The following is an 11,626-nucleotide window of genomic DNA, read 5'->3' on the forward strand; positions in this document are numbered from 1 at the left end:
CTCTCAGCCTTTCTTCTTGCCGGTCTTTTTCTTCGGCTTCTCGGCTTTCTTCACCGGCTTCAACGCCTTGGCCTTCTCGGCGGCCTTGGAGGCCGTAGGTTTCTTCGCTGCCAGCTTGGCGAGCTGCCTGGTATAGTCCTTGTGCAGCGCGCCCGCGCCCCAGCCCTTGCCTTTGTTCTGCTTCGACAGCGCGTCCATGATGGCGACCAGATTGTCGTCGCGGATTTTTTCCAGCTCACGGATCGACAGCCCATGCGCCTGGTCGTCCGACTGCGTGGCGATCAGGTCGACCAGTTCGTCGTTGAACTCCGGCACATCCATCAGCTTGGTCCATGGCCATTTCAGGCAGGGCCCGAACTGCGCCATGAAGTGGCGCATGCCGGCCTCGCCACCGGCGACGCGATAGACCTGGAACATGCCCATCTGCGCCCAGCGCAGGCCGAAGCCGTAGCGCATGATGTCGTCGAGTTCCTCGACCGTGCAGATGCCGTCCTTGATCAGCCACAGCGCCTCGCGCCATGCCGCTTCGAGCAGGCGGTCGCCGACGAAGGCCTCGATCTCCTTGCGGATGACGACCGGCTTCATGCCGATCGAGGCATACATCTCCTTCGCGACCTCGATCGCCTCGGGAAAGGTCTGCTCGCCGCCCACGATCTCGACCAGCGGCAGGAGATAGACCGGGTTGAACGGATGGCCGACGACCAGCCGCTCCGGATGCTTCTTCATCGCCACCTGCATGTCGGTTGGCTTGATGCCGGAGGTCGAGGAACCGACAATCGCATTGGCCGGCGCGTGGGTATCGATCTCGGCGAGCACCCGGTGCTTGAGGTCGAGCCGTTCCGGCACGCTTTCCTGAATGAAATCGGCATCGGCCACTGCCTCGGCGATGGTCTTGGCAAAGGTCAGCTTGCCCTCTTTCGGCAAACCGCCGGGTACCATCTGCTTGTAGGCGCGGCGCGCGCCCTTCATCACTTCGCCGACCTTGCGCGACGCCTCGGGATCGGGATCGAAGATCGACACGTCGATGCCGTTGAGCAGCAGCCGCGCCACCCAGCCGGCGCCGATGACGCCGCCACCGATGGCGGCTGCCTTGTTGATGATGCTCATGCGGAAGCTCCGGTTCTGGTCATGGCGGTTGTGGGATCTATGAGCGGCACGCGTTCGCCGGCGCGGATCACGGACGGGTCGTATGCCTTGCGGGCAAAGACTTCGAGGACGAAGGGCCGGAAGAATTCGATCGGCAGCGTGTCATAATCGGGGTCGAAGCTGGACTGGTCCCAGCGTTCGCAAAACTGGTCGCAATCGTCGAAATAGGCGTGGCCGGCAAAGCGGTCGCGCGCATGGCGGTTACCGCCGAGGTGATGGGCATAGTAGAGCCGCTGGAAGTCGCCATGTTTCTCCACCACCCAAGTGCATTGTTCGCGCACGAAGGGTTTCAGGATCGAAGCGGCATATTCGTCGTGATTGTATGGCGCGTAGATGTCGCCGATGTCGTGCAGTAGCGCGCAGGCGATCCAGTCGGTGTCGGCGCCGTCGCGCCAGGCACGCGTCGCCGCCTGCAGCGAATGGCCGAGCCGGGTGATCTTGTAGCCCGATAGGCCCGCGTCGAGCTGCACCAGCGCATCGAGCAGCCGCTCGCCGGTCCTGGCGGCATAATCGATCTCATGCGCGGTCAGGAACTCGTAGTCGTCCCGGTCGCCATCCTTCATTGCGGTGAATTTTACGGTAGTCATGCCGACCCTCCCGACGAATAATTTATGCCGCGATCGGCGCCCGCTTGGTGAGGTTGAGCTTCTGCCGTACCTCTTCCGGCCCAAGAATCCTGGCGCCGAGATTGGTGACGATGCTGGCGGCGCGCTCGACCAACTGCGCATTGGTCGCCAGTACGCCCTTGTCGAGCCAGAGATTGTCTTCGAGACCGACGCGGACATTGCCGCCGGCCAGCACCGCCGCAGCAGCATAGGCCATCTGGTTGCGGCCGATGGCAAAGGCCGACCAGTTCCAGGTCGACGGCACATTGTTGACCATGGCCATGAAGGTGTTGAGGTCGTCCGGCGCCCCCCACGGCACGCCCATGCAGAGCTGCACCAGCGCATCGGGGTTGAGCACCTTTTCCTCGACCAGCTGCTTGGCGAACCACAAATGGCCAGTGTCGAAGGCCTCGATCTCCGGCTTGACGCCAAGCGCCGTCATCATACCGCCCATGGCGCGCAGCATGCCTGGCGTGTTGGTCATGACATAGTCGGCCTCGGCGAAATTCATGGTGCCGCAGTCGAGCGTGCAGATTTCCGGCAGGCATTGGCGCACATGTTCCATGCGGTTGGTGGCGCCGCCCATGTCGGTGCCTTTTTCGTTGAGCGGCAACGGCGCTTCCGGCGATCCGAACACCATGTCGCCGCCCATGCCGGCGGTCAGGTTCAGCACGACGTCGACATTGGCCTCGCGGATGCGCTCGGTCACTTCGCGGTAGAGATGCACATCGCGCCTGGGCTTGCCGGTCTCGGGATCGCGGACGTGGCAGTGCACGATTGCGGCGCCAGCCTTGGCCGCGTCGATGGCCGAATCGGCGATCTGCTTTGGCGAGCGCGGCACATGAGGGCTGCGGTCCTGCGACCCGCCGGACCCGGTCACGGCACAGGTAATGAAGACCTCACGGTTCATCGCAAGCGGCATAGAACTCTCCTCCTAAAGAACAGTCCACAACAATGCCCGACTTGCCGGAAACTGTTTTGCGTTTTACGAAGCTTCCATGACGAAAAGCGAAAAACCGACGATCTTTCGTGCCGAGCGTCTGCCGCTCAAGGTGACGCTGCTGGTGTTTTCCGGCTCGTCGATCATGTGCGTCGCATCCGCCGTCGATCCACTGCGGGCCGCCAACCGCATCTCCGGCGAGACCCTGTTCGATTTTCGGCTGGTCTCGGTGACCGGCGAGGCTCCGGTCACCACATGCGGCCTGCCGGTGGCGGTCAGTGGCCGTTTCGACGCGGCCGAGCCAACCGACGTTCTTGTCGTTGTCGCCGGCTTCGGCACCCAGAACTATGCGACCTCGGCTCTGTTGTCGGGCCTGCGCCGGGCCGCACGCACGACGCGTGCTTGCGGCGGCGTCGAGGCGGGCACCTGGCTGGTCGCACGCGCGGGCCTGCTGGAAGGGCGCAGTGCCACCACCCACTGGGAGGACATGGAGGATTTTTCCTCGTCCTTCCCCGGCGTCGATGTCCGCCCTGACCGCTATGTCATCGACGGGCCGGTGTTCACGTCGGGTGGCGCGTCACCGACCTTCGACCTGATGCTGCATCTCATCCGCACGCGGCTCGGTATGGCGGTGGCGCTCGATGTCGCCAGCGTCTTCATCTACGACCAGGCTCGCGCCGCCACCGACGCACAGCCGCTGGTCTCGCTTGGCCGGCTCGACGGCTACGACCCGCGCCTTGCGCAAGCCATCCGGCTGATGGAATCGCATGTCGATCAGCCGCTAACCATCGAAGCAGTGGCCAAGCGCGCCGGCGTGACGGCACGGACGCTGGAAAGCATCTTTCGCAAATCGATCGGCGAGACGCCGGGCGCCTATTATCTCAGGCTGCGCCTCGGCGCCGCGCGCCGGCTGGTGGTCGATACGAGGGTTGCCATGGCCGATATTGCCGGGCGGACCGGGTTCTCGTCCGCCGCGGCATTTTCGAGGGCATTTTCAAGGGCTTTCGGCGAAGCGCCGGTCAGATTGCGGAGGGGTTGATGTGCATGCCGCCCAAAAGTGTGTAGCGGTTTTGGGACAACGACATGCACAAAGTCGGAAAGCTCAGGCAGCGTTCTGACGGTCACTGCCGCCGTCGATCTGCGAGCGCATCTGTCTGGCAAGATGGGTCTCGAAACGGCTGGCAACGGCGCGGTCCCATTCGTTGGAGCGGCGCGTACCATCCTTCGGATGCGGCATCGCCATCAGCCGGTCGATGATCGATCCGGCCTCGCCAGGTGAGAGCAGGGCGTCGATTTCACGTTCGTTCTGCATATCGGTTCGCCTCCTTCTTCCTCTCCCGCCACGAGCCACTCTTATACGAGAAACGTGACGGCAGTTTGAAGGCAAGAGCGAGGTCATTGAAGGGCGTCGAAGGGCAAAACCGTGTCGCGGGACCGGGCCATGCGCAAAGCTGTTCCTGCGTCCCGGCAGGTCAGATCAAGGAGAGATCTACAGCCGCTTTTCGAACAGCACCGTGGTGAAGCCACTGTCCCATTCGTCGTCTGGATAGCGGTTTTTCTCGACATAGCCGACCGCCTTGTAGAGGGCTTGTGCCGGCAGGTTGAACGTGTCGGTTTCCAGCCGCGCCTGCGCCAACCCGGCGGTGCCGATTGCCTGTTCGGCATGGGAGAGCAGCTTGCGGCCGACACCTTGGCCTTGACGGGATGCCATGACGTGCAGGGCCTCGATGAAATCGGCGCGCCAATGGATCAGGCCGGCGACCTCGCCATCGATCTCGGCAACGGCGAACTCAGGCCAGCTCCGGTCGACATAGCGCCCGCCAATATCCGTCTCGACATAGCGCCGCGCCGCTGCTTCGGTGATGTTCGGCAGCCATGTGCCTTCGAACGTTTCCTGCAGCACCTGCTTCAACGCCGGAATATCGCTCGCCTGCGCCGGGCGCACGATGATTCGATCCTCTGCCATTTTCCGTCTCCCGCCAATGCATGTCGCCCAAAAGTGCCAGCGGTTTTGGGATGACGACATGCATAAAAATAAAGGCTGCCGCACGGGCTCTCTTTCGGCGACACGCGTGGCATCTTGATCTCACGCTGGCTGCCGAAGATCTGTGCGATCCTCGGCAGCCTCTCGCGAAGTGGGCTGACTAGCAGATAGCGATGGCGACGGCTTTCAGCCAGTGGTGCCGGATGTCGGTCCAGAGATGGAGCGGCGCGCGCCTTACACGTAGCGGTTGACGATATTTTCCAGCAGTTCCTGGCGGCCGGACCTCGGCTGCGGCTCGATCTTCTTCTTGACGACACGCTCGGCGATATCCTCAAGCGTGCGCTTGCCGGCGAGCATCGCCTTGCCCTCGGCCGTGTTCCAGCCGGCATAACGTTCTGCCAGCGGCGCCGATAGCGCCTTGTCCTCAACCATGCGGGCCGCGGCTTTCAGGCCACGTGCGCAAGAGTCCATGCCGCCGATATGGCCGATCAGCAGGTCCTGCGGATCGAGCGACTGGCGGCGCAGCTTGGCGTCGAAATTGGTGCCGCCGGTCTTGAAGCCGCCGGCCTGCAGGACCTGGTAGTAGGCCAGCGCCATTTCCGGCACGTTGTTGGGGAACTGGTCGGTGTCCCATCCCGACTGATAGTCGTTGCGGTTCATATCGATCGAACCGAAAATGCCGAGCGCATTGGCCAGAGCCAGTTCGTGCTCGAAGGAATGGCCGGCCAGGATGGCGTGGCCCTGCTCGATATTGACCTTGACCTCCTTCTCCAGCCCGAAGCGCTTGAGGAAGCCGTAGACCGTGGCGACATCGTAATCGTACTGATGCTTGGTCGGCTCCTGCGGCTTCGGCTCGATCAGGATCGCGCCCTTGAAGCCGATTTTGTGCTTGTAGTCGACGACCATGCTGAGGAACCGGCCGGCCTGTTCCTGCTCGCGCGCGAGGTCGGTGTTGAGCAGCGTCTCATAGCCTTCGCGCCCGCCCCACAGCACGTAGTTTTCGCCCTTCAGCCGCTTGGTGACGTCGATGCAGCTTTTTACCGTCGCCGCCGCGTAGGCAAAGACATCCGGATCGGGATTGGTGGCCGCCCCCGACATGAAGCGGCGATTGGAGAACAGATTGGCGGTGCCCCAAAGCAGCTTGACGCCGGTCTGCTTCATCTTGCCCGCGAAGTAATCGGCGATCTCATCGAGGCGCGCGGCACTTTCGGAAAAATCCTTGCCTTCCGGCCGCACATCGGCGTCGTGGAAGCAGAAATAGGGCGCGCCGAGCAGCGAGAACATCTCGAAGGCGACGTCCGCTTTCAGCTTTGCCAGTTCCATCGTGTCGGTGCCACCTGCCTTGGGGAACCACGGCCGGTCGAAGGTCTGGCCGCCGAACGGATCGCCGCCCGGCCAGGCAAAGGAGTGCCAGTAGGCGACGGCGAAGCGCAGATGGTCTTCCAGCCGTTTGCCGGCGACGAGCTCGTCGGGATTGTAGAACCTATAGGCCAGCGGATTGGTCGAATCCGGCCCTTCATATTTGATTTTCTTGATGTCGCCGAAAAATCCGCTGCTCATGATTTCTGTCCTCTCACAAAGTTCTGCCGCCATTACCTCAGGCGTAATTGGTTTCAGGCCAGCGCCGGTTGAAAAGGGTCATGTCAAAACCGTCAATGAAGGAGACAGACCATGACCGACCTCACCAAGATCGCTGAAAACTACATCACCGCCTGGAACGAAAGCGATGCCGTCCGCCGGACCGAATTGCTCAAGGCGACCTTCACGGAAGACGTCAGCTATCGTGATCCGCTCATGCAGGGCGACGGCCATGAAGGCGTCGCGGCTCTGATCGACGGCGTGCAGCAGCGCTTTGCCGGCTTCCGGTTCTCGCTGAAGGGCACGCCGGACGGTTTTGCCGACAAGATCCGCTTCTCGTGGAATCTCGGACCTGAGGGGACGCCTTCGGTGATTGAAGGCACCGATATCGGAATCATCGAGAACGGCCGCCTGAAGAGCGTCACCGGCTTTCTCGACAAGGTGCCTGCGCAGTAAGGACTTCTGGGCGAGGCGGGTGCGAAGCGCCCCCCTCTGGCCTGCCGGCCATCTCCCCCTCAAGGGGGGAGATTGGCTGTCTTTCCCGCCATCGCTAATTATCAACCTTGCAAGACGAGTAAAGCCGTCCACCCTGCCGATCTCCCCCCTAGAGGGGGAGATGCCCGGCAGGGCAGAGGGGGGCGCCTCGCACTGAATCACGCGGTTACAGCCCTGATCGCCGGGTACAGCTCCCGGTAGCGCTGATAGGCATCGGCATAGACGCCGCCAAGCGCCGCGTCCGGTTCGATCGTGGCATCCGTCCTCGGTGCCGTACAGACTTCCAGCGGATCGGCACCAGTCGCAGCGATCAGGCCGAGCCGTGCGGCGCCAAAGGCGGCGCCGAAATCGCCGTCGGCGGGAATGTCGACAGGCAGTCGAAGCGCGGTGGCAATCGCCTTCAGCCAGTAGCGCGAGCGGGAACCGCCGCCGATCGCCGTCACCCGCGTCAAACTCGTGCCGGCCTTCGCCAGGGCGTCGAGGCTGTCGCGGAAGGCAAAGGCCACACCCTCCAGCACGGCCTGGGTCAGCACGGCACGGCTCGATTCATGCGCCAGCCCGGCGAACGCGCCGCGAATGGCGGCATCATTGTAGGGTGTGCGCTCACCCGAGAGATAAGGCAGGAAGGACACGCCGCTGGGCGCCTCCAATGTGTCGCCGAGTTCAGCGGTCAATTCGCCGGCGCTCTTCCCGGTGATTTCGGACAGCCAGTTGAGCGAATCCGTTGCCGACAGGATGACCCCCATCTGGTGCCAGGTGTTCGGCAGGGCGTGGCAGAAGGTGTGAACCGCGCTAGCCGGGTTGGGCAGGTAGGAAGCGTTGGCGGCAAACAGCACGCCCGATGTGCCGAGCGAGACGAAAGCGTGGCCGGCGCCGACCGTGCCCATGCCGCAGGCCGAGGCCGCATTGTCGCCGGCGCCGCCGGCGATTGGAATGCCGGCCTGGACGCCCCATTTCGAGGCCAATTCACTGCGCAGTGCGCCTGCCTTGTGCGTACCCTCGACCAGCGACGGCATCTGCTCCTCGTCGAGCGACGTCGCTGCGAGCAGGTCCGTACTCCAGCGCCGGTTGCCGACATCGAGCCAGGAGGTACCGGCAGAATCCGACATCTCCGAAATGTGTTCGCCCGAAAGCCAGAGCCGCAGGAAATCCTTGGGCAGCAGCACTTTTGCGACCTTGGCGAAGACAGCGGGTTCGTTGTTTTTCACCCAGGCAAGTTTCGGCGCGGTGAAACCGGGAAAGACGATGTTGCCGGTCAGAGCGCGGAAGCGCGGATCGGCATCGAGGACAGCCGCCTCGGCATGGCTGCGCGTGTCGTTCCACAGGATGCAGGGACGCAGCACCTTGTCGGCGGCGTCGAGCAGCGTGGCGCCATGCATCTGCCCGGACAGGCCAATGCCCTTGACTGCCGCGAGTTCATCCGAATGGGAGGATTTGAGCTCGGCGATTGCGTCTTCGCAGGCGCGGATCCAGTGCTCGGGATTCTGTTCCGACCAGCCGGGATGCGGCCGTGAAACATCAAGCGAACCATGGCCGGAACCGATGACGGTTTGCCCGGCATCGATCAGCAGCGCCTTGACGCCCGACGTCCCGAGATCGAGGCCCAGATACATGTCTTCCTCCCACGCCAGCTAATTTTTTCGGGTCTCGAAAAAATCTGGCTTGGCCAGTTTTTAAAACAAGATCCGCTTCGGGTCAATTCTCCGACAAATCGGCGGCGCGTCGCACAAACAGCGCTGACAGCGGACTGTCGGGCCGCGCCATCGAGCGCTCCGCCGTGAGCGCCCTGGCCAGCGCACCCTCACCGGCGCGCAACGCTGCCTCGATCAGCGTCAGGTCGATAACATCGCGTTGGGCGTGGCTGCCGCCGAAACGATGGGAGATCGACCGGATCGGCCGGATCAGGCGCACGGTCTCGGCGTAATTGCCCTCACCGAATGCCTTGATGGCGAGCGTCAGCGGATGGCCGACATCCCGCGTGAAAGCCGCATTGTCGTCGCTGCCACGCATGGCCTCGCGCTGCGCCTCGAGCAAAGCGAGGGCCGGCGCATCTAACCCTGCACCGACAAAGGCCATCATCGCGTGGGCATCGTTGAAGGCATAATTACCGGCGCCGGCCTTGTGCCAATTGGCGGCGAGCGCCGCCCAGCGGTCGCCGACATCGACGCCGCCCAGGGCGAGCCGCCACAGGACTGCCGAGGCATCGACCATGTTGAGCGCCATCGTCGATTGCACGCTGTAGATAGGGCCGTCATAAAGGGCCAGCACCGCGTCGGTTTCGCCAAGATCGTAATGGAACAGCGCCAGGTGCCACCAATTGTGCACCTGCAGGAAGCTCTCCCTTGTCCACGCTTCCGGGTTGGCTTGCATCCAGGCGATACCATCCCTTTGCCGGCTTTGCATCTCCATGACATGGGCGACGGCGTGCTGCGCCCAGCCGTCGCGCGGCTCGATGTCGACCGCCGAGCGGCCAAGCTGTTCGGCCCTGACATAGTCACCCATCTCCTCCAGCCCGAAGGCCTGCATGCCGAGCATGGCGTGGTAGCCGGGCATGCCGCTTTGCCAGGATGGCAGGGCGCGGGCGATGCGGTCGCGCAGCATGCGGGCATTACCGGTGAAGAAATCGATCTGGTGGCCGACCTGCAGCGCCAGCCCGTCGCGCGGGGTCTCGATGGTGATATCTTCGAGAACGCGGCTGGCCTCATGCCAGCGTCCGCTGGCGAGATGGCCGAGGGCCGAGACATGCGCTTGCTCGTGTGTGGTCGCGGCAAGCGGCAGTGCGGCCTCATGGCAAGCCTTGGCCACGGCCGTCGCCTCCCGCTCGGTGGCGAGGCCGAACAGATATCCCTTGAAGACATGAGCCATGACGAAGCCGGGATCTTCCGCGATGGCGTGGTCGATGGACGCCACGGGATCGCCGATGAAGCACTGCAGTTCGCGCACCGCCTGGCTGTAGGGGGTGGCTCCCGCCTCCGTTGCACCCGAAAGCGTCAGGCCGAATGCGTCCCTGATTGCCATGCGATGTCCCTTTCATCGACCTGTGACCGGCCCTCGATCCCTTCGGCCCAAATCGATCCTAAAGCATGGTCCACGACACGCCAAACGCGCGTTGCGCCAGGCCATTTCAGTAGTCTTTGCAGTTTAGCAACCATGAGGAGCAGATTAGGCTTTGTAAAATTGAATGAATTGTGTCTTCATTGCGGCGACTGGCGGGGGCTGGAAATCGCGAATTGAGAGGGGACGCGATGCGGCATATGAAGAACTCGCTTCCGATCAGTCGTTCGGAGGATGCGCAGGTGACAGTTGCTTCGCCACAGCGAAAGCCACATCCGCTACATCCTTGGCTTATTAGCATCTTCTCAACTACGGCCTTTGCGTTGCTGCCCAATTCAGCTGCGTTTGCCGCATGCGTGCTGGGCCCAATCGCCGGAAACACCGTCTACACCTGCGATAGCGGCGACTCGGGCGGCAGCCTCACCGATGCCGATGGCGATAACACGCTGAATTTTCCCGCCGGCGGCACCGGGCAGATATCAGGCAACGTCACCTTTGGTGTCGGCACGGACCGCATCGACATGCAGTCCGGCACCATCACCGGCACCGTCGATCAGGGCGGCGGCACGGATTTCTTCACCATTGGCGCGGGTACCGTCGGCGGCAATGTCCAGCAGGGCGCCGGCATCGACGACTTCAACATGAGCGGCGGCCAGATCGGCTCGCTCAACCAGGGCGACGGCCTCGACACCTTCACCATGACCGGCGGACGCATCGTCGATTTCTTCGACGATGGCGACCGCGCCGTGATGACCGGTGGCCGCATCGGCCGCGTCAACATGAAGCTCGACCAGAACTATTTCAACATGTCCGGCGGCACCATCGACCGCAACCTCGTCACCGGCTTCGACAAGGACACGATCATCCTGTCGGGCGGCACCATCGGCGGCAACATCAGCGTCAGCGGCGGCAATGACAGCGTCACGGTCACCGGCGGCACGGTCGGTGGCGATATACTGATGAGCTTTGGCGCCGACAATTTCGTCTGGAACGGTGGCGGCATCATCTATGGTTCCGTAGATCTCGGTGGCGATAACGACACCGCCAGGCTCAGCAACCTCACCAACGCCAATATCGGTGCCACGGATGCCATATCAGGTGGTGCCGGCACCGATGCGCTGACCCTGGACAACGTCAAACTGGATGGGGTCAGCCGCCTTCAGAACTGGGAAAGCATCGACGCCACCAACGACACCGAGCTGACGATGGACAGCAATCTGGTGCTCGGCGATAGCGGCACCGGCACAGGTTCGCTCAGTGTCGATGCCGCAAGCACGCTCTATGGCGGCGGCTTCAATGCGGCGATCCAGGCGTTTACGGCAGGCCAGTTGGCGCAGGTCACCAATGCCGGCCGCATCGACCTGACCAATGGCACCGGCGCCACCGACAGCCTGACGATTTCGGGCAATTATGTCGGGCTGGGGGGCCTGCTGCTTATCCAGACCGAGCTCGGTGACGATTCCTCCGCATCCGACAAGTTGGTCCTGTCGAGCGGAACGGCTTCCGGTTCGACCGGCATCTCCGTGGTCAATCTCGGCGGCGCGGGGGCTGCGACCACGCAGGACGGCATCATGGTCGTCCAGGCAATCAACGGCGCCACCTCGGGCGCCACGACATTCGCGCTCGACGCCCCGGTCGCCGCCGGTGCCTTTGAATATTACCTGTTCAAGGGCGGCGTCAGCGCCGGCAGCGAGGAGAACTGGTACCTGCGCTCGACGCTGAACACGCCGGCCCCGCCGGCCGCAGCCCCGCCGGCGCTGGAACCCACTGCGCCGCCGGAACCAGAGCCGCCGGCGGCCGAACCGCCGCCGGCGGCTCTGGTTC

10 protein-coding genes and 1 pseudogene are annotated in these 11,626 nt (G+C 63.3%); 3 read left to right on the plus strand and 8 right to left on the minus strand.

Annotated elements, in window-relative coordinates:
* Nucleotides 1–3 precede the first annotated feature (3 nt).
* The 3 genes from EOB80_RS15875 to EOB80_RS15885 are packed head-to-tail and all read right to left on the minus strand — an operon-like array spanning nt 4 to nt 2,673.
* A complete protein-coding gene (locus tag EOB80_RS15875) occupies nt 4–1,107 on the minus strand; it encodes a carnitine 3-dehydrogenase (RefSeq protein WP_127322329.1) in 1,104 nt (367 codons plus the stop codon).
* Complete coding sequence (locus EOB80_RS15880) at nt 1,104–1,733, minus strand: HD domain-containing protein (protein ID WP_127269384.1); 630 nt, start codon at nt 1,731–1,733, stop codon at nt 1,104–1,106. The genes EOB80_RS15875 and EOB80_RS15880 overlap by 4 nt, the downstream gene beginning before the upstream one ends.
* A gap of 22 nt (nt 1,734–1,755) precedes the next feature.
* The gene (locus EOB80_RS15885; protein WP_127269383.1) at nt 1,756–2,673 is read right to left on the minus strand and encodes a 3-keto-5-aminohexanoate cleavage protein; all 918 of its coding nucleotides are present in this window, start codon (nt 2,671–2,673) and stop codon (nt 1,756–1,758) included.
* 76 nt (nt 2,674–2,749) lie between these two features.
* Here EOB80_RS15885 and EOB80_RS15890 point away from each other — a divergent pair, with 76 nt between their 5' ends.
* Nucleotides 2,750–3,730, plus strand: coding sequence for a GlxA family transcriptional regulator (locus EOB80_RS15890; RefSeq protein WP_127328550.1), 981 nt, complete (start codon nt 2,750–2,752; stop codon nt 3,728–3,730).
* Between the two features lie 63 nt (nt 3,731–3,793).
* Here EOB80_RS15890 and EOB80_RS15895 read toward each other — a convergent pair whose 3' ends face one another.
* The 3 genes from EOB80_RS15895 to xylA all read right to left on the minus strand — a co-directional run bounded on the left by EOB80_RS15895 (nt 3,794) and on the right by xylA (nt 6,235).
* A complete protein-coding gene (locus EOB80_RS15895) occupies nt 3,794–4,003 on the minus strand; it encodes a hypothetical protein (protein ID WP_127270186.1) in 210 nt (69 codons plus the stop codon).
* Between the two features lie 177 nt (nt 4,004–4,180).
* Nucleotides 4,181–4,657, minus strand: a complete 477-nt coding sequence (locus EOB80_RS15900) for an N-acetyltransferase (RefSeq protein ID WP_127322172.1) — start codon at nt 4,655–4,657, stop codon at nt 4,181–4,183.
* 252 nt (nt 4,658–4,909) lie between these two features.
* Nucleotides 4,910–6,235, minus strand: a complete 1,326-nt coding sequence (xylA, locus tag EOB80_RS15905; protein WP_127328551.1) for a xylose isomerase — start codon at nt 6,233–6,235, stop codon at nt 4,910–4,912.
* A 111-nt stretch (nt 6,236–6,346) separates the two neighbouring features.
* Here xylA and EOB80_RS15910 point away from each other — a divergent pair, with 111 nt between their 5' ends.
* Nucleotides 6,347–6,709, plus strand: a complete 363-nt coding sequence (locus tag EOB80_RS15910) for a nuclear transport factor 2 family protein (protein WP_127269938.1) — start codon at nt 6,347–6,349, stop codon at nt 6,707–6,709.
* A 197-nt stretch (nt 6,710–6,906) separates the two neighbouring features.
* Here the strand turns inward: EOB80_RS15910 and xylB are convergent, their stop codons facing one another.
* Nucleotides 6,907–8,361 (minus strand): xylulokinase, encoded by a 1,455-nt coding sequence (gene xylB / locus EOB80_RS15920; protein WP_127328552.1) that lies wholly within the window; start codon nt 8,359–8,361, stop codon nt 6,907–6,909.
* 82 nt (nt 8,362–8,443) lie between these two features.
* On the minus strand, nt 8,444–9,766 hold the full coding sequence (locus EOB80_RS15925; protein WP_127328553.1) for a tetratricopeptide repeat protein: 1,323 nt from the start codon (nt 9,764–9,766) through the stop codon (nt 8,444–8,446).
* A gap of 362 nt (nt 9,767–10,128) precedes the next feature.
* Between EOB80_RS15925 and EOB80_RS35290 the strand changes: the two are divergent.
* Nucleotides 10,129–11,626: pseudogene (locus tag EOB80_RS35290) on the plus strand (autotransporter outer membrane beta-barrel domain-containing protein); the annotation flags it as partial.

The sequence above is a fragment of the Mesorhizobium sp. M7A.F.Ca.MR.245.00.0.0 genome (assembly GCF_003997415.1).
Taxonomy (GTDB): domain Bacteria; phylum Pseudomonadota; class Alphaproteobacteria; order Rhizobiales; family Rhizobiaceae; genus Mesorhizobium.

What these genes read in the sequence shown, in the direction of transcription:
- EOB80_RS15875 (WP_127322329.1), bottom strand. Translation starts at nt 1,107, where the DNA reads ATGAGCATCATCAACAAGGCAGCCGCCATCGGTGGCGGCGTCATCGGC.
- EOB80_RS15880 (WP_127269384.1), bottom strand. Translation starts at nt 1,733, where the DNA reads ATGACTACCGTAAAATTCACCGCAATGAAGGATGGCGACCGGGACGAC.
- EOB80_RS15885 (WP_127269383.1), bottom strand. Translation starts at nt 2,673, where the DNA reads ATGCCGCTTGCGATGAACCGTGAGGTCTTCATTACCTGTGCCGTGACC.
- EOB80_RS15890 (WP_127328550.1), top strand. Translation starts at nt 2,750, where the DNA reads ATGACGAAAAGCGAAAAACCGACGATCTTTCGTGCCGAGCGTCTGCCG.
- EOB80_RS15895 (WP_127270186.1), bottom strand. Translation starts at nt 4,003, where the DNA reads ATGCAGAACGAACGTGAAATCGACGCCCTGCTCTCACCTGGCGAGGCC.
- EOB80_RS15900 (WP_127322172.1), bottom strand. Translation starts at nt 4,657, where the DNA reads ATGGCAGAGGATCGAATCATCGTGCGCCCGGCGCAGGCGAGCGATATT.
- xylA (WP_127328551.1), bottom strand. Translation starts at nt 6,235, where the DNA reads ATGAGCAGCGGATTTTTCGGCGACATCAAGAAAATCAAATATGAAGGG.
- EOB80_RS15910 (WP_127269938.1), top strand. Translation starts at nt 6,347, where the DNA reads ATGACCGACCTCACCAAGATCGCTGAAAACTACATCACCGCCTGGAAC.
- xylB (WP_127328552.1), bottom strand. Translation starts at nt 8,361, where the DNA reads ATGTATCTGGGCCTCGATCTCGGGACGTCGGGCGTCAAGGCGCTGCTG.
- EOB80_RS15925 (WP_127328553.1), bottom strand. Translation starts at nt 9,766, where the DNA reads ATGGCAATCAGGGACGCATTCGGCCTGACGCTTTCGGGTGCAACGGAG.